Here is a 20629-nt window from a genome sequence, read left to right as displayed (position 1 = left end):
CCGAGCCCGTCCCGGCGGCGGTGCCCGTGCCGATCGTCCATGTCCCACTCCCACTCGCGCCGACCCCGAGGCGGACACCCGCGCCGGGCGTCCGGGCCCCGCCCGGCCTCGTCACCGCACACGGCCATCCGAGCCATATTCGGGGCCGCGGACCGCCCGGATTGGTCCCCGCACTCATCGATTTCCGGGCCGGATCGCCGCCCCGACCCGTTCGAGTGAACGACCAATCCGAATGGCCGACGGCGGCGAATGGCCCCACGTGAAGGCAACCGAAACCCGCCGATGGCTCCGGGCCGGAGCAGGCGCGCTCGGCGGACTGCTGTCCGCCGGCGTCGCGTTGGCCGTCGCCGAGTTCGCGGCGGCGTTCGTTCGCCCCGAGGCGGGCCCCCTCCCGGCCGTCGGCGGAGCGGTGATCGACCGCACTCCGCCGGCGGTCAAGGACTGGGCCGTCCGCCACTTCGGCACCGACGACAAACTCGTCCTGCAGACGGGGATCCTGGTGGTCCTCGGGCTGATCGCGATGGGCCTGGGCGTCCTGTCGCTGCGGCTGCGCCGCACGGCGATGGTCGCAGTGTTCGCGTTCGGCCTGGTCGGCGCATACGCGGCGATACATCGCGCCGGCGCCGGCCTCGTCGACACGGTGCCCTCCCTGCTGGGCGGCGTGCTCGGCGCCGCCGCGCTGTGGTGGTCGACCGAGCCGGTGGTGCGCGTGCGCGCGGAGGATCGCGCATTCGACCGCCGGGCGTTCCTGATCACCGCCGGCGCGCTGGCCCTGGGCTCGGCGGTGGCCGGCACCACCGGTCGCATCGTCACCGACGGCAGGCGCGCCTCGATCGCCGCCTTCCGCAACCGGATCCGGCTGCCCGCCGCGGCGGAGCCGGCCGCACCGCTCCCGCCTGGCACCGACCTGCGCCTGCCCGGACTGTCCGCCTTCACCACCCCCAACGCCGACTTCTACCGCGTGGACACCGCCTTGGTGGTCCCCCGCGTGGACATCGAGAACTGGTCGTTGCGGATCCACGGCAAGGGTGTCCGCACCCCGCTGCGCTACTCCTACGACGATCTGTCGCGCCGCCCGCTGATCGAGCGCGACCTCACCCTGACCTGTGTGTCGAACGAGGTCGGCGGGCCGTACACGGGCACCGCCCGCTGGCTCGGGGTACGCCTCGCCGACCTCCTGCGCGAGGCCGGCGTGCGTCCCCCGAGCGGGGGCGGGCCCGCCGACCAACTGCTCTCCCGGTCCGTCGACGGGATGACCATCGGCACCCCGGTCGAGGTGGCCATGGACGGGCGCGACGCGCTGCTCGCGATCGGCATGAACGGCGAACCGCTGCCGTTCGAACACGGCTATCCGGTCCGGATGGTGGTGCCCGGACTGTACGGCTACGTCTCCGCGTGCAAGTGGCTCGTCGACCTCGAACTGACCACGTTCGCCGACTACGACGCCTACTGGGTCGAGCGCACCTGGGCCCGGGAGGCGCCGATCAAGACCCAGTCGCGGATCGACACGCCCAAACCGTTCGCCCGCCTGCGGGTCGGCGTTCCGGTACCGATCGCCGGCGTCGCGTGGGCTCAGCACCGGGGCGTGGCCGCGGTCGAGGTGAGCGTGGACGGCGGGCCGTGGCAGCCGGCCCGGTCCGCCGCGGTGCCCGGGCCCGACACCTGGCGGCAGTGGGTGTGGGAGTGGACGCCGACCCGAATCGGCGCACACCGGATCGAGGTCCGCGCCACCGACGCCACCGGCGCGGTGCAGACCGACAAGCGGGTCGGCACGGTGCCCGACGGTGCCACCGGACGACATTCGGTGGTGGTCACCGTCGCCTGATCACCCATCACCTCCTCGCCGCCTGTCGGCTCCCCCGATCCCGTCACCCGTTGGATTCCGCGGCGCATCCGTCGCGGACGCAATCCGCAGCAACTCGACCAAGGAAGTCACGCCATGACCGTCATCCGTCTGCCCCGCACCATCGCCACCGTCGCGACGGTGGCCGCGCTCGCCCTCCCGCTGGCCGCCTGCGGCAGCGACGACAAGAAGGACGACTCCGCCTCGAAGACGGCGGCATCCGCACCGGCCGCGGCCCCCTCGGCGGCGGCCGGCGCCCCCGGCACCACCACGTCGGCCGCCGTGCCCTTCGGCGCCGGATGCACCGCGGTCCCGGCCACCGGCGCGGGCAGCTTCACCGGCATGGCCCAGGACCCGGTCGCCACCGCCGCCTCGAACAACCCCGTGTTGTCCACGCTGGTGGCCGCGGTCAAGGCAGCCGGCCTGGTGGACACGCTCAACACCGCGCAGAACATCACGGTGTTCGCGCCGACCAATGACGCGTTCGCAAAGATCCCCAAGGACACCCTGGACAAGCTCCTCGCCGACAAGGACGCGCTGACCAAGGTCCTGACCTACCACGTGGTGGGACAACGCCTGGCCCCCGCCCGGTTGACCGGCGGCTCGTTCGAGACGCTGGAGAAGCAGCCGCTGACCACCAAGGGTTCGGGTGACGCGTACACCGTCAACGACACCTCGAAGGTGGTCTGCGGCAACGTGCCGACCGCGAACGCGACCGTGTACCTCGTGGACACCGTGTTGATGCCGCCGGCCTCCTGATCGATCCACGCGCCCGCCCCGGGGCGAGCCGGTGGACGGTCGGCCCCCGTGCGTGGGGGCGCGACCGTCCACCCGGGTGCCGTGCACCGTCGGGCCTCTCCCTCCCAGGCCCGGGGGTGCCGGCCGCCGCGCCGGTCGAAACCGCCCCCATCGGTCGGCCACATCGACCTCACGCCCCGAGTCGTGTCCGCAAACCCCCGTCGGCTAGGGCGTGTCTTCAATCTCCCGTCGGGCTCCGCGGCGTTCGGTGCCGTGCATCGGCGTGCCGGAGAAGCAGGTGCATAGTGGTTCTATTCGCCTGTTTCTCCGGGGCGGCGAGGTGCGGTGCCGGGCGTCGTGGTGCTCGGCGGGAGATTGAAGACACGCCCTGGGTCGGGGGCTTGCGGACCCGACCCGGTTCGTCACCACCCACCACGTCAGCCGGGCGAGCGAACCTCCCCGTCGAAGGTGAAGCCCCTGTCCAGCCCCCCGCGCCGGACAGTCGTCTTCTTCCCTCGCGGCGGATTCGCCGCCCGCTCGGTGTCCGTGGCGGGTGGGCGCTGATACCCGGGTACGTACACCCAGGCCGTCTCGTCGACCTCCTTGGCCCGCACGTGGACCTCCCCGTAGGCCGCGCTCTCCAGGCCGCCCCGCTCCGGGACGACCACCGCCTCGTGCCAGGGCTTGGAGACGATCAGCGCCAGACACGCACGCTCCGCGGCGGCCAACACGTCGCGCAGCGGGTCCGCGTTGACCAGTCGGCAGGCGGTGTTGATCGCGCTGCCCGACCAGCCCCGGGTGTCCTGCACCACGTCCCCCGCGTGCAGCGACACCCGCAGTCGGATCCGTGCCTCCTCGCTTGCGTGCCGGTCGTGGTTGCGCAAGCCGGCGTGCAGGCGATCGATGAACAGGTCGGTCAGATCCTCCTTCGGCACGTTCGCCGGGATCAGCAGGATCGCCCCGTCACCACGATCCTCGACCACACACGCGTCCCAGGCGATGCCCGCCGATTCGAGGGCGGAGTGCAGCAGTTCGTACAGACGTCCCCGTACCCACTCCTGCGTCACGTCCGAGCGCCTGCCGAATCGCTCGACGTCGAGCACCAGGATCGACATGTATCGCGACTTGGCTCCCACGGAATCCCCCTATCGGGCCGTGCGCTCGCGCGCCCCGCTCGCCACTCCCTGCCTTCTGCCCCTCAAGGAGTACTCCGGCGCCGGCCGCTTGTACGCGTCAGATGACACACAACGCGTTATCCGTCGGCCCATTCCCGTAAAGCGGGTGGATCGGACACCACGATGCTGCCGCGCCGGGTCTGCACGAGGTCCGACTCGTGCAGCACGCGCAGTGCCCGGACCACCGATTCCCGGGAGATGCCGATCGCGTCCGCGAGTTCCTGCTGGGTGGTCCGGATCACACACGGACCCTCGGCCCGGCCCAGCGTACGATCGGCCAGCGCCCGGGCCACCCGCCGCCCGGTGGCCAGCGCGCCGTACTCGACCCGCCAGCGGTCCGACTCGCGGATCCGCAACACCGTGCGGATCAACACCGCGTACACCAACGGGGCGTTCGTGCTGAGCAGTTCGCGAAATCGGGTCAGCGGCACGAGCACCGCCACCACCGGGCCGAGCGCGACCACGGTCGCCGAGCGGCCTCGCCCGTCGATACAGGCGAGTTCGCCCACCAGCTCACCCGGCCCGCGTACCGCGATGGTCACCGCCGAACCGTCCGAGGTGGCCCGTTCGATCTTGACCTGCCCGTGTTCGATCAACACCACGTGGCGCGGGTGATCACCCTCCATGAACAGCGCGTCACCCCGGTCGTAGCCCAACCGGCGGCCCGATTCCCGCAGCACGTCCCGGAGTTCCTTGGGCAACGCCCTGTCTTCCTCCGCCACACCCGCTCCTCCGTCGCCCGTGCCGCCAGAGCTTAATCACGCGTATCGGGGTTGGGCAGGCGTTCGGCGATCTGGTCGAACCGGCCCAACCGACCGTGCGTCGCCCCGCACGCGGGCGCACGATCCGTCCCGCCGACCGGTCACCCCTTCGATGGATTTCCGACGGTTTCCCGACGGGTTCTCCCCCTCGCCGCCACGATCGGGGAGTGAATCGGCCCGTTGCCGGGGAGGAATACGGCTCCCGCACCAGGGCCGCGCGCCGAGGTCGCGTGAGCGCCGAGACCGACGAGTGGAACGGTGGACGATGGACGCACGAATGCTCTATACCCAGGTCGTCCAAGACCTGACCGAGGGCGCCGCGAACCGGTTCGTGGACCGCGCCGAGGCCGGTCCGGTCGACGTCGAGGCGTTGCGCCGGATCGCGGGCGAGGAGTATCGGATCATCTCCGGTGACGGGCGCTCCTTCGCCCTCCTGGCGGCCCGCTTCCCGGATGCCGCGCCGCTGTTCCTGGCGCTCGCGAGCGGCGAGGCGCAGGCGCTGGAGTTGCTGACGCCGTACGCCGAGGCGGTCGGCATGGGCTGCGCCGAACTGCGCGGCTACCCGCCGGTGGCCGCCGCCCAGGGGTATCCGCATCACCTGGCCTGGTTGGCCCAGTTCGGCTCGCGAGCCGAGGTGGCGCTCGCCCTGCTGGTCAACTTCGGCTTCTGGGGCGGCTATTGCGGACGCTTCGCGCAGGCGCTGCGCACCCACCACGACCTGACCGAGGATCAGGTGGCCTTCTTCACCTTCTTCTCGGCGCTGCCCCCGGGCTTCGAGGACGCGGCGCTGACCCTGCTGCAGACCGGCCTCGACGGGGGCGACGACCAGGAGGGCGCCAAGACGGCCGCCCGACTGATGCAGAGCTACGAACTGGCCTTCTGGGACGCCCTCCCCACGTCGTAGCCCACCCGCACGGCCCCCTACCGGTCCTCCACCAGCCCCGCTCCCGCCGCGCCCTCGGACAGCACCGCGTCGACCACCGTCGACCGCGCCGTCTCCAGCAGCGCCCGGGTGGCGGCCGGCGTGCCCGGGTCGGCGAGTGCCCGGTTCACGTCCAGGATCCGAAACGGCGGGCCGGGGTGGGAGTACAGCGGCCGAAACCGCGCCTGGGTCACGCTCCACCGCCCCGCCGTGTCGCGCGCGAAGGTGAACATCCCGGCCGAGCTGTAGTTGCCGCGCGGCTTGTCCGGGAAGTTGGCCAGCTCGTCGCCCATGCCGTAGATCACCCAGGTGCCGTTGACCTTCTCGTACGCCTGCGGCACGTGGTTGTGGGTGCCGACGATCAGGTCGACGTCCTTGACCCCGTTGTCCGTCGAGGCGGTCAACTCCCGGGACAGCGTGCGCTGTTGCTCGTCCGGCTCGCGCTGCCACTCGGTGCCCCAGTGCAGGCTGAGCAGGACCACCTCGGCGCCGGCCGCGCGGGCGGCCCGGGCCTGGGCGATGATCCGCTGCTTGTCGATCACGTTGACCGACCACGGTTTGCCGTCCGGCAGCGGGATCCCGTTGGTGTCGTACGTCCAGGACAGGTGGGCGACCTTGACCCCCTTGACCTCCAGGATGGTCGGCGCGGCCTCCTCCTCGGTGCGCGCGCTGCCGGCGTGCCGCACGCCCGCCGTGTCCAGGGTGTCCAGGGTGCGCCGAACCCCGGCGAAGCCGCCGTCCAGCGTGTGGTTGGACGCGGTCGAGCAGCCGTCGTAGCCGGTGTCCGCCAGCGTCGCGGCGATCTGCGGCGGCGCGGCGAAGATCGGATACCCGGTGAACGGCCCCTCGGGCGGCCCGTACGGGGTCTCCATGTGGCACAACGCGAGGTCGGACCCCTGCACAAGCGGCCGGACATCGGCGAAGATGCGATGGAAGTCGTGCCCCGAACCGCCCGCGTCCTGCTGCGACTGGGCCATGATCGTCGGGTAGGCGAGTACGTCGCCCGTGGTGGTCAGGGTGAAGCTCATCGGTGCTTTCCCGGCCGGCCCGCTCCCCGGTGCCCCGGATCCGGACGACCCGTCCGCGGTCGCGCTCGGCGCCGTGATCGCATCCCGCCGCGCGCTGCCCTCGGTGCGGTCCGCGTCCCAGACCACGGTGATCAGCCCGGTGAGCAGGCCGACCACCACCAACGCGACCCCGGCCCGGCGTCTCGTGCGTGCCGTGTCCCTCGTACGTGACGTGTCCATGGCCCCGTGTTCCCCTCCAGGCGCGACCACAGCCGAAGAGCGACCGTTCGGCCGAACGCGCCGGGGACCTTCAGAGCCGCCACACCTCGGGGAGGCTCGCCTGCGTGCCCGTCGCCGAGTAGTCGTGGCCGACTTCGGTCAGCTCGGCCATCCGGGCCTGCCAGGCGACGTTGACCGGGAGTTCGGCCAGTTCGGTGAGCAGCCGAGAGTAGTCCTCGCAGTCGATCAGATGGAACAGCTCCGACCCGCTGCGCCAGATGCTCCACTCGCGCACTCCCGCCGCCCGGATCGCCGCGGTCAACTCCGCCGGCACCTCGCGGTGGGCCTGCTCGTACTCGTCCTCGTGTCCCGCTCGCAGCCGGGTGTGCAGTGCCACGCGCATGTCGGCGCCCTTCGAGTCCCGGATCGACGCCTGCGGCGGGTCGTGGTGCGGACGGTTTGCCTCCGACCCGACCCAACCTTGACATTGATCCGATCATTAAGTTTCAGTGATCGAGTCAATCTTGCATATCGGCAGTATCAAGGCCAGGGCTCCGGAAAATCGAATCCCATTGGTCCGATGACTGAGTCGCATGCAGACCTTTCCGTACCTCTGGAGTGACCTTCCGTGAAATTCCTGCGGGTCGGCGCCCCCGGCCTCGAACGTCCCGCCGTGCTCGGCCCGGACGGCGCGGTGCACGACCTGTCGTCGATCACCGCCGACCTCGACGGCGCGTTCCTCGCCGGTGACGGTATCGCCCGGGCCCGCGCGGCGCTCGCGGCCGGCGAACTGCCCCCGATCGCCGAACCGGGTCGGATCGGCGCGGCCCTGGCCCGCCCCGGGAAGGTGGTGTGCATCGGGCTGAACTATCTCGACCACGCGGAGGAGACCGGCGCCAAGGTGCCGGCCGAGCCGATCGTGTTCATGAAGGACCCGGGCACGGTGATCGGCCCCGACGACGAGGTCCTGATCCCCCGGGACAGCCACAAGACCGACTGGGAGGTGGAACTCGCGGTGGTGATCGGCGCCCGGGCCCGCTACCTGGAGTCCGACGCCGAGGCCGCGGCCTGTATCGCGGGTTACACCATCAGCAACGACGTCTCCGAGCGCGAGTTCCAGTTGGAACGCGGCGGGCAGTGGGACAAGGGCAAGTCCTGCGAGACGTTCAACCCGCTCGGCCCCTGGTTCGTCACCGCCGACGAGGTGGCCGACCCGCAGGCACTGGATCTGCGGCTGTGGGTCGACGGGGTGCCGCGCCAGAACGGTTCGACGGCGAAGATGATCTTCGGTGTGCATCACCTGGTCCGCTACCTGAGTCGGTTCATGGTCCTGGAGCCCGGCGACGTGATCAACACCGGTACTCCGGCCGGCGTCGCCCTCGGCCTGCCGGGCACGCCCTACCTGCGCGCCGGCAGCGTGGTCGAGGTGGAGATCACCGGACCGGGCGGCTCGCTCGGCCGGCAGCGGCAGCGGATCGGACAGGCGTGAGCGAGGCCGCGCGGCGGGTCGACGCGCACCACCACCTGTGGGACACCGACGCCCACCCCGACGCGTACGGGTGGATGGACGGCCCGTGGGCCGACCCGCTGCGCGGCCGGTTCGGTCCGGACGAACTGGCCCGGGCGGCGGGCCCGGTCGACACGGTCGGCACGGTCGCGGTCCAGGCGCGCACCGACACCGAGGAGACCCTGGACCTGCTCGCGATCGCCGCCGATCCGAGCACGCCGGTGGTCGCCGTGGTCGGCTGGATCGACCTGACCGCCCCCGACCCGGCCGAGCGGGTGGCCGCGCTGCGGGCCGCGCCCGGTGGTGAACTCCTGCTCGGCGTGCGGCACTTCGTCCAGGACGAGGCGGATCCGCAGTGGTTGGCGCGACCCGACGTGACCCGCTCGCTGCAAGCGCTGGCCGCCGCGGGGCTGACCTACGACCTGCTGGTGCGGGAACCGCAGTTGCCCGCCGCGGTGCGAGTCGCGGAGCGGCATCCCGGGATGTCCTTCGTGCTGGACCACCTCGGCAAACCCGCGATCGGCGCGGGCGCGTGGCAACCGTGGGCGGACACGATCGAGCGCCTGGCCGCGCTGCCGAACGTCGCGGTCAAGCTGTCCGGCCTGGTCACCGAGGCGCACTGGCGGGATTGGACGACGGCGCAGATCCTCCCGTACGCCCGGCACGCACTGGCCTGCTTCGGCCCGGAACGCACCATGTTCGGCTCGGACTGGCCGGTGTGCACTCTGGCCGCGTCCTACGACACGGTGCTCTCGATCGCCGACCAGGCGTGCGCCGAGTTGTCCGACGCCGAGCGGGACCTGGTGTTCGGCGCGACCGCCCGCCGGGTGTACGGCCTCTGACGGCACGTCGGGCCGGTTGCTTTCGAAGGCACGTCGGACCCGTCGCTTTCGACGGCGCATGGCACGGGGGGAGCCATGCGCCGTCGGGAGCGACACGAGGGTCGCCCGCGACTAGCCGCAGGCCTCCAGATACTTGTGCAGGATCAGCCTGGCCACCGCGGTGTGCGCGCCGATCGGCCCGGCCGCGGTACAGCCGGCCTGTTCGGCGACCTCGTCGATCCGGCCGGCCTCGACGTCCGGTCCGAGCACGTGCGGCGCGAGCGCTATCGACGCCGCGCCCATCTCGCGCAGCCGCTCGGCCGCGGCCACCACCGTCTTGGGGTCGCCCAGGTCGGCGGTCATCACCGGCAGCGCCAGTCGGGCCGCGAGGAGCACACCGGTCACCTCGGCGGCGGCCACCGCCTCGGGGCCACCGTCGGTGACCAGCACGATGCCCTCGGCGGCGGTGGCCACACTGAACAGTCGGGCCCGGTCGGCCCGGGCCAGGCCGGCCTCGGACAGCCGCTCGTGCAGCACCTCGGCCAGCAGCGGGTGCGGGCCGAGCACGCCGCAGTGCCGGAATTCCCCCTCCGCGGCGGCGAGCGCCGCCTCGGTACGGGCCGTGGCCACGGCGTTCGGGCCGAGCAGGAGCGGGACGACGACCGCCGCCGGGGCACCGTGGAGGACGGCGGCCAGATCGGTGCCGTCCTCCTCTATCACCACCGGTCGGAGGTCGAGACCGGGCAGATCGGCGCCGGCCAACAGCGCGACCTCGCCCACGAGGGCGAGCAGTTCGCCGTTCGCGGGTCCGGGCACGGCGAGAATCAACGGTTTGGCGGCCTCCGGGAGTTCATGGGAGTCGGGCCGACGGTGCCGTCCGCCCTGACGGGGTTGCGGCACCCGGGTGGGCAGACCTGGGGTGCGGGCGGGCAGCGGGGACGCTGCGTCCGAGGAGGAGCTCATGGGATCGGATTTTATGGAATCCGGCCAAAGCCTTCACAGCCGGACGCCAAGAGCAACAGGACTGTTACGGCCATGATCACCGGTACTGCGTACGCTCGGCCCGGATTCGGGTACCCAATTGCGGATAGTCCACGACCAATCCGTCGCAGTCCACCGACAGATCACTGGCGAAGTCGCCCGATTCGTACCGCACTCGAGCCCCGTCGGGGGTCGTCTCCAGGTGCGTGTACGTCTGCACGGACGGGTGCACCACCAACTCCGGCACGGCCACGAAGGCCATCAGGAACCGGTGCCTGCCCGGCCCCTCGTGCAACCCGTGGCGCCGGATCGGCATCGTGTTGGTCAGCGGGGACAGGCCCAGGTCGCAGTCCAGCGCGTCGGCCAGGTCCGGGCGCGGGACACCGTCCACCGTCCAGCCCTCGGCCGTGCGCCGCAGATCCAGCCGCCTGGTCTCGCCCGCACCCTGCGCGACCACGCGCAACCGGGTGGTCACGAACTCCTCCGCCGTCTCCAACTGGTAGGTGAGCCGATAGGACCGGGGCGACGTGCCCAGGGCCTCGCCCCGCGCACTCAGCCGGGACGCGCCCAACTCGACCCACGAGGTCTCCTGCCCGCCGCTCTCGGTCACCTGCCACGTCAGTACGCGCTCATCCGTCACGTGTGCATCGGTACCCCGAATCGGCCGCCCGCACCAACGCTTTTCCCGGACCCGCACACGACTCGCACACCACCGACCCCCTCCCGTTCAGCCCGCCGCGGCGGCGGCTGTCGCCAACAGCTCGGGCAGCGTTCCGGCGAACGAGGGAGCCAGTCGGGCCGCGACCACCCGGGCTTCGATGCCCTCGCCCAGGTATTCGCGGAGATACGCGGGCATGCGCTCCCGATGGTTGTCGACCAGCGACGCGTCGGCGCCGTACCGCTGGATCCGGTCGTAGACGTCCAGTGCCTTGCCGGCGGGCACCAGGCCGGAGAACACCTGGTCGGCCAGTCCCGGGATCTTCGCCAACTCGGCGCGCAGTCGACGCGCCTCGTGCGTGTACACGTGGTCGTGCCCGGTCTTGGCACACCACCGGTCGCGAACCGGCCAGATCGCCCGCAGGACGGTGCCGTCCTCGGCGGCGGCGAGTATCTCCGCCGGGCAGCCGGGGAAGGCGCTCAGCGTGCGCGCCGTCGCGCCGGCCAACGGCTCCTCGGCGTGCGCCGCCAGGAGCAGAGGCCACCCCGTCGGCGGATAGCCCGGGGCGCCGGCCCGAAAGCCCATCGGCTCCCGGAGCACCACGTGCCGGGTGCGCTTGTCGAACGCCTGTCGACACTCCTCCCGCATCCGCGCCCGGCCCGCGTCACCGTCCGCGCACATCGCCCGCAACTTCGCGGCCACACCCGGCCGCAGCGGCAGGTCGTCGATCAGCCGCTCCGCCTCCGCCGGCCCGTGCCGGTTCCACAGGCCCAACAGCGCGCCGAGCAGCACACCGCGCTGCACCGGCGGCACGAACGGCTCGTGCTGCTTGTTCTCGTAGCGGTTGTAGAACAGCGGGCGCAGCGCCGCGATCCCGCCGCGTTCCCACGCCTCGACCGCCTTGGCCACCACCACGCTCGAGTACCGCACCCGCAACAGCGCGGCGCGCACCAGGGTCGGGTCGCCGGACCACACCGCGGGGCGCCGGTAGCGCACGTTGTCCGACCGGATCACCCGCGCCACCGTGGTCGGATCCGGCGGGACCGTGCCCGCGGCGGCCATGATCAGGTTGCGTTCGCGGTCGCCCACCCGGGAGTTGGCGTAGACGACCGCGTTCAACCCGGGGTCGCCCAGCTCGATCAGCGCGTCGAACACCTCGGCGCGCGGATATTCGGCGGCGGCCAGCGTCCGGCGCTGTCGGGCGGTCGCGCGGCGCACCGTCTCGGCGACCACCTCGACGGGCAACGCGGCGCCGAAGTGCGCCAGGTCGAGCAGGGTACGCGGGCGCAGGTGCGGGATCAGCGCGACCAGGTGCTCGGGGCGGGCGCTCAGCAGCAGTTGCCGCCACTCGACGGCGATCGCGGCCGGCGGCGCGGGAATCGCCTCGCGACCGCCCGACCCCGCGCCCGCCTCCTCGATGGTCTCGGCGACCGTGCCCCGCCCGTTCGGGAGCAGTGCGAGCAGCCGCGACCAGGCGCGCGGGTCGGCGCCCAGGTGCCGGTCCAGGAGCGCGGTGACCTCGGCCATCGGACGCAGATAGGACAGTTCGTCGTGGGAGCCGCAGTGGCGCAGGAAGCGCAACACCGCGACGGCCGGTCGCGCGTCGGCGAACACCTCGGCGGTGACCCGCTCGTGCGGGTTGCGCGCCGCGGCCTTCATCAGGTCCGCGCCGGAGCCGTGTCGGATCACCGAGCGGATCAGCGCGACCGGAAGGCCGCGCGTCTTGTTCAGGTGCGGGGCGTAGGTGCCGCGCACCCGGGCGAACACCTCGCCCTCGGCGTTGTCCAGCGCGGCCAGCAGCGCGAACGCGGCGGGGTATTCCATCTCGAAGGCCCTCTCGGGGTCGTGGCCCACCCGGCGACGGCCGGTGCCGGGCGCGGTCAGGTACGGGCGGCGCCGGCCGCGGTGGTGACCAGTTCGGCCAGGCTGCCCTCGAAGTCCGGCAACAGCCGCAGCGCGACCACGGCGAACGGCACGCGGTCCGCCGGAGCGACCTGACCCGCTATCAGGGCCCGCAAACGCTCTCGGAGTTCGCGAGCGGCGGGCGCGTCGGGGGCGATCGCCTCGCAGCGGCCGAGGAGTTCGGCGGCGGTCACCGCGCGCGGCCGGGTCAGCACCTCGGCGAGCGGCACCCGCCCGGTCGCCAACGCGGTCGCGGTGGTCTGCTCCTCGGGGGTGCGCCAGTGCACGCCGCGCGGATCGGTCCAGGTCACCGGCGTCGGCCAACGACCGGGGCGCGGGCGGTACGGGGAACGCGGCACGGCCTCGGCGGCGCGGCGCAGTTCGGTCGGGCACCCGTCCTGGTCGAGCAGCAGCGCCAACGCCCGGTCGCCGAACGGGTTGCGCCGGTGCGCCCGGCGGATCTCGGCCCAGTCCACGACGGGTGTCTCGATCATCGGCCAGCCGACCGTCGGCAGGTGGCCGCGCAGCCGCCGCGCGAGTCGGCGGGTGCCGCCGGCGGCGGCGACCTCGGCCCGCAGCCGGTCGAGCGCGTCCGGTTCGGCGAGCAGTTCGCGGCAGCGGGCGGCCAGGGGTTCCGGCAGGCCCAGGTCGGCAACCAGGTCCAGGGCGGCGCGCGGTCCGGATCGTTCGCCCAGTCGCAGCAGGGTGATCAGCAGCACCAGCCGGTAGCGCGGGGCCCGGAACGGCTGCGCCTGTCGCCCGGTCGGCATCGGCGCCACGTGGTGGGTATACGGGCGCAGCCCCTCCACGCCGCGTTCCTGCCAGATCGCCAGGCACTCGGCCAGGGGCAGCCCCAACGCGCCGCGCCGCAGCAGGGCGGAGCGGACCAGGAGCGGGTCGCCGGACCACAGCGCGGGCAGCCGAATCGTGATCGCCCAGTCACGGCAAACCCGTTCCGCCACGGTCGGGTGCAGCGGGGTCGCCGACGCCATGATCCGGGCCCGGATCGCCGGGCCGGTGCGCGGGTTGAGGTAGACCGCCGCGTTCAGCGCCGAATCGCCCAGCTCGATCAGCGCGCCGGCCACCTCGGGGCGGGCCCGCCGGGCCCGGGCCAGCGCGAGCCGCTGGGCCGGCGTCGCCCGGGCGATCAGCTCGGTCAGGACGGCCGGCGCCACCTCGGCGCCGAACCGCAGCAGGTCGCGCACGGTGTGCGGGCGCAGCGCGGGCAAAAGTTCGGCCAACACCTCCGCGGGCGCGAGCAGCAACAACTGGCGGAATTCGGCGCGTAGATCCGCCGGGACGCGCAGGTCGGCCGCCTCCTCGCCGGCCCCCGTCACCGCCTCGCCCGCCCCCGCCGCCTCGATCGCCGCGCCCAGGGAGGTCGTACAGGTCGGCAACGCGGCCAGCAGTCGGCCCCAGGCGGCGGTCGAGCAGCCGAGGTGACGCTCGATCAACTCGCCTGATCCGCGCGTGACTTCGGTGTAGGCGCGAGGATTCTTCGGGGCCAGTGCCCGCAGCGCGCGCAGCGCCGGCAGGGCCGGCCCGGTGTACAACTCGGCGAGCGCGCCGCGCGGCAGCCCCAGGTTGCCGGCGATCGCGAACAGCGCGGCCTCGTCCGCGCGGCGCAGCGCGTCGCGCACCAGGGCCGGCGGCAGCGTCTCGGTCTCCCGGAGCGCCGCCGGCATCTCCTCCCGCATCCGTGCGAAGATCGTTCCGTCGACATCGTTCAATTCGGCCAGCAGCGCGATGATGGCGGTCTTCGACACTCGTGCACCCTCCGTGGCGTCCTCACCAGGAAGTTACGGGGTCCGGCCGACAACAACTCGGCCGAGGTGCACCCCGGCGCCGAAGCGCGCGGAGTGCCCTCCCCTTCGGTTCGCCGGCCCCGGTTCAGTCGCTCGTCGTGGCGCACTGCCCACGGTCGACGCGCACCGGTCCGGCCGCCGACGGGCGGATGTCGACGTCGAAGATCTCCGTCGGCAGATACAGCGTCGCGCAGGCGTTCGGGATGTCCACTACGCCGGAGAACCGGCCCTCGATCGGCGCCGCGCCCAGGATCAGATACGCCTGCTCGGGGGTGTAGCCGAACTTGGTCAGATAGGTGATCGCGTTCAGGCAGGCCCGCCGATACGCCAACGTCGAGTCCAGGTAGCGCTGTTCGCCGTCCTCGGTGACCGAGAACCCGGTGAAGGTCAGGTATTCGCTGTACTGCGGCGCCGACCTTCCGGGCATGAAGATCGGGTTGGTGGTCACCCCGTAGGTCTCCATGCCGCCCTTGATCACGTCCACGCGCAGGTCGATGAAGCCGCCCATCTCGATCGCGCCGCAGAAGGTGATCTCGCCGTCGCCCTGGCAGAAGTGCAGGTCGCCCACGGAGAGTTTGGCTCCGTCGACGAATACGGGGTAGAAGATCCGAGAGCCCGCGGTGAGGTTTTTGATGTCCTGGTTTCCGCCGTTCTCGCGCGGCGGTGCGGTGCGCGCGGCCTCCCGGACGGCCTCGGCGGCGCGTGCGGCGTCCATCGAGCCGAGCACGGCGGCGATCGGCTCGGGCGGCAGCGCGAGCGGCGGCACCCGGTTCGGGTCGGTTGCGCGCAGCGCGCCCTCACGGGCGTTCCACTCGGCGAGCAGTCGGGCCGAGGGGGCGGTGCCCATCAGGCCGGGGTGGATCATGCCGGTCAGTTCGACCCCGGGGACGTGCCGGGAGGTGGCGCGTTGCCCGTGGAAGTCCCAGACCGCCTTGTACGCGCCGGGGAAGTGGTCGGTGAGGAAGCCGCCACCGTTCTCCTTCGCGAACAGGCCGGTGTAGCCCCAGCCCTGGCCGGCCACCGGGCCGGTCACCGCGAAGGTGTCGTCCTGCGGGCAGGCACCGACGTCGAGGATGTCCACGATCAGCAGGTCGCCCGGCCGCGCGCCCTCGACCCCGATCGGCCCGCTGAGCTGGTGCACCATGGTCAGGTCCGCGTCGCGCACGTCGTCGGCGCTGTCGTTGTTGCCGATCGTGCCGTCGAACCACTCGCGACACTCGATCCGGAACTCGGCGCCGGGCTTGACCACGGTCACCGGCGGCACGTCCGGGTGCCATCGGTTGTGGCCCGGCGTCTTCTGCTCCCGGAAGGGGCGGGACTGGTCGACACCGAACACGATCTCGGGCATGTGACTCCTCGAAGCCTCTTGGTGACGGCGGCCGGTGACGAAGCGTCAGGGCCGGGACGGGTCTTGAACCCCCCGTCGCTCCGCGGCGTCCGGTGCCGTGCATCGGCGTGCCGGCGGAGCACCTGCATAGTGGTTCTATTCGGGTGGTTCGCCGGGGCGGCGAGGTGCGGTGCCGGGCGTCGCGGAGCCCGACGGGGGGTTCAAGACCCGCCCCGGGGTAGTCGGGCGTGCCGGGGGTCGCCGGGCGCGCGTACTCCGGGTCGCGGTGGTGGGCCCGAGGTCACGGTGGGGGCGTGGGCCGAGCGCTCCTCGGCGGCGGCCGCGCGCATCCGGACGCCGTTGCCGGCCAGTCGCGGTGCGGTCCACACCCGCCGACCGGGCTCCGCACAGGCGGGACATCGTTCGCTCGGGCCGGCCTCGCCCAGCGGTCGGGTCAGCTCGAAGTCACCGCAGTCCGCGCATCGGTACACGTAGGTCGCCACGATCGCCTCCTCACCTGGTCACCGGGTCTGCCGGAAGCACAACACAGCGCCGGGCAAAAGGAAACGGACGACACGCGGATCGCACCTGACGCATGGTCAATTCGCCTGCTCCGTGGTTCCATCGCTGTCGATCACCAGCCGGTCCCCATCTTCGGAGGTCCCGTGGCGGAACAAGTCGCCCTCGTCGTGGGTGCGACCGGCCTCGGCGAGGCCGTCGCGCACCGGCTCGTCGCGGACGGCCGCGACCTGATCCTGTGCGACCGGGAGGTGGCGCGGGCGTCGGGTCGACTCGCCGAGACCGCTGCCGCCACGGGTGCGCGCGTGGTCGCCACCGAGGTCTGCCTGGACACCCCGGACGCCTTCCGCGACGCCCTCCCCGACCTGCTGCGGCAGGCCGGCCACGACGCGGTCGACGCGCTCGTGTACACCCTGTTGCCCGACGAAGCGTTCACCCCGCGTCCGCTCGCCGCGCTGACCGACGAGCAGTGGCGGCGGCTGGCCGAGGACCCGGTCCGGCACGGCCTGACCGTGCTCCAGGCGGCCCGCGAACTGCTGGCCCCGCGCCGGGGCCGCCTCGTCCTGGTGGTGCCCGCGGTCGCCCTGGAAGGCGCCGCCGACCTGGTCCCGCTCGCCACCGCCGCCGAGACGCTGCGCGCGTTGGCCAAGTCGGCCGCGCGCCGCTGGGCGGCCGACGGGATCACCGTCAACCTCGTCACCCCCGACGTGTTCGCCTACGGCGCCGAGCACCTGCGCGGCACCGACGTGGACCGGGGCGAGGCGGTACTGCCCGGCCCGACCACGCCGGCCGACGTCGCGGACGCCGTGGCACTGCTGCTCGACCCGGCCGCGGCCCGGCTGACCGGCACCACCCTGATCGTCGACGGAGGAGCGCTGATGACGCCGTGACCGAACACGTGGCCCTGGTGACGGGTGCGGCGGCGGGCCTCGGCAGGGGCATCGCCCTGGCCCTGGCGGCGGCCGGCTCCACCGTCGTGGTGACCGCGCGCCGACTCGCGGCCGGTGCCGAGGTGGTGGACGAGATCGCCGCGCGCGGCGGCACCGCGTGGGCGACCACGTGCGACGTCACCTCGGCGGAGTCGGTCCGGGCCGCGATCGAGGCGACCGCGGCCCGCTTCGGCCGACTGGACGCGGTGGTGCACAACGCCACGTCGCGGCGCTCCAGCGAACCGGTGGACCTGGAGCACGCGGACCCGGCGCTGTGGCGCGAGCACGCCGACGTCTCGCTCACCGGCTCGTTCACCGTCGCCCGCGCCGCGTACCCGCATCTGCGCGCCACCGAGGGCGCGTTGTTGCTGCTGACCTCCCCGGCCGGGATGCGCGGCAGCGCGAACCTGTCCTTCTACGCGGGGGTCAAGGGCGCCCAGCGGGGCTTCGTCAAGGCGCTGGCCCGCGAGTGGGGTCCCACCGGTGTCCGGGTCAACGGGCTGGCGCCACTGGCCGTGACACCCGCGCTTGCGGCGGCGTTCGAGGCGGATCCGACCATGGAGGGGCGGATCGCGGACAAGGTGCCGATGCGCCGGGTCGGCGATCCGGAGACCGACATCGGGGCGCCCGCGGTGTTCCTGTGCGGGCCCGCCTCCCGCTACGTGACCGGCCAGACCCTGATCGTCAACGGGGGCCGGGACACGTTCCTGTGAACCGCGCCGGGCGGCGACCCCGACCAAATCCCCTCAAGCAGCCCGTACTTAGCACACGGCACCCTTTTCCGACAAGGGCGAACACCGTGTGGTAACCGGCCGATCACGCGTCTAACCTGACCGGGTTGCCGAGCGGAACGAGGGGGCGCCCGTTCCATGTCCAGCACCACAGCAGGCTCGATCACACACCGTCCGTCGCGGGTCCGGCCCCGGCTGCCCGCCTCCACGCCGAGCCGATTGGTCGCGCTGGCAGTGCTGTTGGTGCTCGCGCTGATCCCGGTATGCACACTGTCCGTGCTGATAGCGGACCGCTCCCGGGCGACCACGGCGGAGTTGCGCGACCGGCGCATCCCGGCGGCGCTGGCCCTCGACCAGGCCGCCGCCGCGCTGACCGAGGCCGACCGGGCGACGGCGACGAGCCTGGTGTCGGGCGCGTTCTCGTTGACCGGCCCGGGGCAGGACTACCAGGACGCGGTCAAGCGGGCCAACCAGTACCTCACCGTGGCCGCCGACCTGCACCGCGACGATCCGGGCGCCCGCGCGCGGCTGACCGGGGTCAACGCGCTGATGGTCGAGTACACGATCATGGTCGGCCTGGCCCAGACCGGCGGCGACGGGCCGCTGTCCCTGGCCAACGTGTTCTACGCGTCCGATCTGCGGCGGTCGATCGTCACCGGGCTCTACGACCAGCGGCGGGCCGACCTGGAGGACATCCGGGCGGCCCGCTCGACCTGGTGGGTCGGTACGTACGTGGCGGTCCCGTTCGGGGCGACCGCGTTCCTGGCCCTGCTGCTCCTGCTGTTCGCGCACAGGTACCTGCGCCGCCGCTTCCGCCGCCGCACCAGTCCGCCGCTGCTGCTGGGCGCCGCCGCGCTGGCCGCGCTGATCGCCTGGACCGTGCTGCACGCGCAGACCACCCACGATCGGCTGGCCGAGGCGGCCGGGCGCGGGCTCACCAGCCAGTCCGCGCTGTGGCAGGCGCGTACCGCGGTCCACGAGGTGGTCGGCAGCACCGCCCTGGACCTCGCCTCGGGCGGGGTACCGCGCACGAGCGACGTCAAGGCCGGACTCACCCTGCGGGACCTGGCCGAACCGCTGCCGTCGGTGGACGACATCGACGCGGTGCGCACCGGCGCCGACCCCAGGTTCGGCGGCCTGATCGCCACCGCGCTGGCCCAGGACCGATCGGTGCCGCTGCGGGCGGCGGGCGCGCGGGCGCTGACCGCGCTCGGCGCGCTGCGCCAGGCGGGCGAGCGGGCCCGAGCGGAGGCGCCGCGCGGGGGCACCCGGGACGGCGGCGCCGGGGCGGCCACGGTGACCGGCCGGTCCGAGGGGCTCATGTCGGGCGCGGCGGACGACGCCGAGGCGGCGTTGACCGACGCGCTGATCGCCGGCCGCCGGGAGGCCGACGCGGCGCTGGCCGAGGCGGCCGACGACGGCGGGCTGACCGTGGGTGGCCCGGTGGTGTGCACGGCCGTGCTGGTCCTCGCCCTGGCGGGGGTGCTGGTGCGCCGATTCGAATACGGGAGGCTTCGGTGATCACTGTCGGCAGGTCGCGAGCGGCCCTCGGTGCCCTGCTCTTGGTCGGTGCGGCGCTGACCCCCGTGGCGTGCACCACCGCGTCGCCGACGCGGGTCGTGAATGTGCTGGGCACCTGGGAGGAGGCCGAGAAGAAGGCGTTCTACGACGTGGTGGCGCCGTTCGAGCGGGAGACCGGGATCGACGTGCGCTTGGAGGGAACCCGGGACGTGGCGGCGGTGGTGGCCGCTCGGGTGGAGGAGGGGGATCCGCCGGAGATCGCGGTGCTCAGTTCGCCGGGCGATCTGCTGCACTACGACAAAATGAACAAGCTCGTGCCACTGGACGAGATCCACCCGGATTACGCGCCCGAGTGGCTGGCGCCGGGGCGGGTGAACGGCCGTCAGGTGGCGGTGGTGATCAAGGCTGCGCTCAAGAGCACCATCTGGTACAACCGGGCCAAATTGGCTTCGGTCCACGAACCGCCGCCCACCTCCTGGGCGCAACTGAAGGACACCACAGCCAAGTTGCGGGCCGCGGGCACGACTCCGTGGTGCATGGGGCTGGCCTCCAGCACCACCTCGGGCTGGCCCGGCACCGACTGGGTCGAGGATCTGGTGCTGGCCCGCTCCGGGCCGGACATCTACGACTCCTGGGTACGCGGACAACTGTCCTGGGAGGCACCGGAGATCAGGGCGGCCTGGCAGAGCTGGGGAGAGCTGGTGACCAACCAGGACAGCGTCCGGGGCGGGCCGATCAACGTCCTGCTGAGCGGCTTCGACAAGTCGGAGCAGGTGCTCGATGCCCGCGGCGGGTGCGTGTTCGACCACCAGGGCTCGTTCGTGGCCGGCACCTACGCGGCGCGCACCCCGCCCGGCACGGCCCCCGGCTACGACACGTTCGCCTTCCCCGGGTTCGACACACCGCCCGCACGCGAGGTCGCGGGCGACGTCGCGGCGATGTTCCACCCGACGTCGGCGGCCCGAGAGCTGCTCAACTATCTGACGAGTACCCGGGCGCAGGCGTTGTGGGTCAAGACGGGCACCGCGCTGTCCCCGGACCGCAACGTGCCGCCGGACGCTTATCGGGACGAGGTGACCAGGCGGCTCGGCACCGAGCTGGCCGGGGCGCGGTCGATCCGCTTCGACGGGTCGGATCTGATGCCCACCACGATGCGCAGCGCGTTCCAACGGGCGGTATCGGCCTACGTATCGGATCCGTCGGCCCTGGACCGCATCCTCGACGACCTCGAACGGGTGCGGGCCACCGCGTACTGATCGGGTC

19 protein-coding genes are annotated in these 20629 nt (G+C 72.8%); 9 read left to right on the top strand and 10 right to left on the bottom strand.

Going from position 1 to position 20629, the window contains the following annotated elements; genetic code table 11:
• The first annotated feature begins 232 nt into the window (after positions 1 to 232).
• The gene (locus tag ACFXKZ_RS00615) at positions 233 to 1825 is read left to right on the top strand and encodes a molybdopterin-dependent oxidoreductase (protein WP_379994890.1); all 1593 of its coding nucleotides are present in this window, start codon (positions 233 to 235) and stop codon (positions 1823 to 1825) included.
• 114 nt (positions 1826 to 1939) lie between these two features.
• On the top strand, positions 1940 to 2602 hold the full coding sequence (locus tag ACFXKZ_RS00610) for a fasciclin domain-containing protein (protein ID WP_379994887.1): 663 nt from the start codon (positions 1940 to 1942) through the stop codon (positions 2600 to 2602).
• Positions 2603 to 3018: 416 nt separating this feature from the next.
• Here the strand turns inward: ACFXKZ_RS00610 and ACFXKZ_RS00605 are convergent, their stop codons facing one another.
• Together ACFXKZ_RS00605 and ACFXKZ_RS00600 are read right to left on the bottom strand one after the other, a co-directional pair.
• Complete coding sequence (locus tag ACFXKZ_RS00605) at positions 3019 to 3717, bottom strand: hypothetical protein (protein ID WP_379994885.1); 699 nt, start codon at positions 3715 to 3717, stop codon at positions 3019 to 3021.
• Between the two features lie 116 nt (positions 3718 to 3833).
• The gene (locus ACFXKZ_RS00600) at positions 3834 to 4478 is read right to left on the bottom strand and encodes a Crp/Fnr family transcriptional regulator (protein ID WP_379994883.1); all 645 of its coding nucleotides are present in this window, start codon (positions 4476 to 4478) and stop codon (positions 3834 to 3836) included.
• Positions 4479 to 4782: 304 nt separating this feature from the next.
• Between ACFXKZ_RS00600 and ACFXKZ_RS00595 the strand changes: the two genes are divergently transcribed.
• Positions 4783 to 5421, top strand: a complete 639-nt coding sequence (locus tag ACFXKZ_RS00595) for a hypothetical protein (RefSeq protein ID WP_379994881.1) — start codon at positions 4783 to 4785, stop codon at positions 5419 to 5421.
• A gap of 17 nt (positions 5422 to 5438) precedes the next feature.
• On the opposite strand, the gene ACFXKZ_RS00590 is transcribed toward ACFXKZ_RS00595, so the two are convergent.
• The gene (locus ACFXKZ_RS00590) at positions 5439 to 6686 is read right to left on the bottom strand and encodes a CapA family protein (protein WP_379994879.1); all 1248 of its coding nucleotides are present in this window, start codon (positions 6684 to 6686) and stop codon (positions 5439 to 5441) included.
• 70 nt (positions 6687 to 6756) lie between these two features.
• Positions 6757 to 7068 (bottom strand): L-rhamnose mutarotase, encoded by a 312-nt coding sequence (locus ACFXKZ_RS00585; protein ID WP_379994877.1) that lies wholly within the window; start codon positions 7066 to 7068, stop codon positions 6757 to 6759.
• Positions 7069 to 7293: 225 nt separating this feature from the next.
• Between ACFXKZ_RS00585 and ACFXKZ_RS00580 the strand changes: the two genes are divergently transcribed.
• Together ACFXKZ_RS00580 and ACFXKZ_RS00575 are read left to right on the top strand one after the other, a co-directional pair.
• Positions 7294 to 8154, top strand: coding sequence for a fumarylacetoacetate hydrolase family protein (locus ACFXKZ_RS00580; protein WP_379994875.1), 861 nt, complete (start codon positions 7294 to 7296; stop codon positions 8152 to 8154).
• Complete coding sequence (locus ACFXKZ_RS00575) at positions 8151 to 9014, top strand: amidohydrolase family protein (RefSeq protein WP_379994872.1); 864 nt, start codon at positions 8151 to 8153, stop codon at positions 9012 to 9014. The genes ACFXKZ_RS00580 and ACFXKZ_RS00575 overlap by 4 nt, the downstream gene beginning before the upstream one ends.
• Before the next feature lie 111 nt (positions 9015 to 9125).
• Here the strand turns inward: ACFXKZ_RS00575 and ACFXKZ_RS00570 are convergent, their stop codons facing one another.
• The 6 genes from ACFXKZ_RS00570 to ACFXKZ_RS00545 all read right to left on the bottom strand — a co-directional run bounded on the left by ACFXKZ_RS00570 (position 9126) and on the right by ACFXKZ_RS00545 (position 16169).
• Positions 9126 to 9956 carry a sirohydrochlorin chelatase gene (locus ACFXKZ_RS00570; RefSeq protein WP_379994870.1) on the bottom strand — a complete coding sequence of 277 codons (831 nt, stop codon included), beginning with the start codon at positions 9954 to 9956 and terminating at the stop codon, positions 9126 to 9128.
• A gap of 76 nt (positions 9957 to 10032) precedes the next feature.
• Positions 10033 to 10614: a putative glycolipid-binding domain-containing protein gene (locus ACFXKZ_RS00565; RefSeq protein ID WP_379994868.1), complete on the bottom strand. Its 582-nt coding sequence runs from the start codon at positions 10612 to 10614 to the stop codon at positions 10033 to 10035.
• A gap of 87 nt (positions 10615 to 10701) precedes the next feature.
• Positions 10702 to 12456 (bottom strand): hypothetical protein, encoded by a 1755-nt coding sequence (locus tag ACFXKZ_RS00560; RefSeq protein WP_379994865.1) that lies wholly within the window; start codon positions 12454 to 12456, stop codon positions 10702 to 10704.
• Between the two features lie 56 nt (positions 12457 to 12512).
• Complete coding sequence (locus ACFXKZ_RS00555; RefSeq protein ID WP_379994863.1) at positions 12513 to 14300, bottom strand: hypothetical protein; 1788 nt, start codon at positions 14298 to 14300, stop codon at positions 12513 to 12515.
• Positions 14301 to 14424: 124 nt separating this feature from the next.
• Positions 14425 to 15687 (bottom strand): formamidase, encoded by a 1263-nt coding sequence (fmdA, locus tag ACFXKZ_RS00550; RefSeq protein ID WP_379994861.1) that lies wholly within the window; start codon positions 15685 to 15687, stop codon positions 14425 to 14427.
• Between the two features lie 200 nt (positions 15688 to 15887).
• Entirely contained in the window at positions 15888 to 16169 is a 282-nt protein-coding gene (locus ACFXKZ_RS00545; RefSeq protein WP_379994859.1) for an FmdB family zinc ribbon protein, read from the bottom strand.
• Between the two features lie 162 nt (positions 16170 to 16331).
• Between ACFXKZ_RS00545 and ACFXKZ_RS00540 the strand changes: the two genes are divergently transcribed.
• From ACFXKZ_RS00540 to ACFXKZ_RS00525, 4 genes are all read left to right on the top strand, one after another.
• Complete coding sequence (locus ACFXKZ_RS00540) at positions 16332 to 17075, top strand: SDR family NAD(P)-dependent oxidoreductase (RefSeq protein WP_379994857.1); 744 nt, start codon at positions 16332 to 16334, stop codon at positions 17073 to 17075.
• On the top strand, positions 17072 to 17827 hold the full coding sequence (locus tag ACFXKZ_RS00535; RefSeq protein ID WP_379994855.1) for an SDR family NAD(P)-dependent oxidoreductase: 756 nt from the start codon (positions 17072 to 17074) through the stop codon (positions 17825 to 17827). Before ACFXKZ_RS00540 ends, ACFXKZ_RS00535 begins: the two co-directional genes overlap by 4 nt.
• Positions 17828 to 17983: 156 nt before the next feature.
• Positions 17984 to 19366, top strand: a complete 1383-nt coding sequence (locus tag ACFXKZ_RS00530; protein ID WP_379994853.1) for a hypothetical protein — start codon at positions 17984 to 17986, stop codon at positions 19364 to 19366.
• Complete coding sequence (locus tag ACFXKZ_RS00525) at positions 19363 to 20622, top strand: ABC transporter substrate-binding protein (protein WP_379994851.1); 1260 nt, start codon at positions 19363 to 19365, stop codon at positions 20620 to 20622. Before ACFXKZ_RS00530 ends, ACFXKZ_RS00525 begins: the two co-directional genes overlap by 4 nt.
• The last annotated feature ends 7 nt before the right edge of the window (positions 20623 to 20629 follow it).

The organism is Embleya sp. NPDC059237, from assembly GCF_042754105.1.
Lineage (GTDB): Bacteria > Actinomycetota > Actinomycetes > Streptomycetales > Streptomycetaceae > Embleya.
This window is presented reverse-complemented; position numbering and strand designations above follow the sequence as displayed.

Bases quoted from the DNA above. Each gene is read 5' to 3' on its own strand.
- ACFXKZ_RS00615 (WP_379994890.1), top strand. From the start codon at position 233: ATGGCCGACGGCGGCGAATGGCCCCACGTGAAGGCAACCGAAACCCGC.
- ACFXKZ_RS00610 (WP_379994887.1), top strand. From the start codon at position 1,940: ATGACCGTCATCCGTCTGCCCCGCACCATCGCCACCGTCGCGACGGTG.
- ACFXKZ_RS00595 (WP_379994881.1), top strand. From the start codon at position 4,783: ATGGACGCACGAATGCTCTATACCCAGGTCGTCCAAGACCTGACCGAG.
- ACFXKZ_RS00590 (WP_379994879.1), bottom strand. From the start codon at position 6,686: ATGGACACGTCACGTACGAGGGACACGGCACGCACGAGACGCCGGGCC.
- ACFXKZ_RS00585 (WP_379994877.1), bottom strand. From the start codon at position 7,068: ATGCGCGTGGCACTGCACACCCGGCTGCGAGCGGGACACGAGGACGAG.
- ACFXKZ_RS00570 (WP_379994870.1), bottom strand. From the start codon at position 9,956: ATGAGCTCCTCCTCGGACGCAGCGTCCCCGCTGCCCGCCCGCACCCCA.
- ACFXKZ_RS00560 (WP_379994865.1), bottom strand. From the start codon at position 12,456: ATGGAATACCCCGCCGCGTTCGCGCTGCTGGCCGCGCTGGACAACGCC.
- fmdA (WP_379994861.1), bottom strand. From the start codon at position 15,687: ATGCCCGAGATCGTGTTCGGTGTCGACCAGTCCCGCCCCTTCCGGGAG.
- ACFXKZ_RS00530 (WP_379994853.1), top strand. From the start codon at position 17,984: ATGTCCAGCACCACAGCAGGCTCGATCACACACCGTCCGTCGCGGGTC.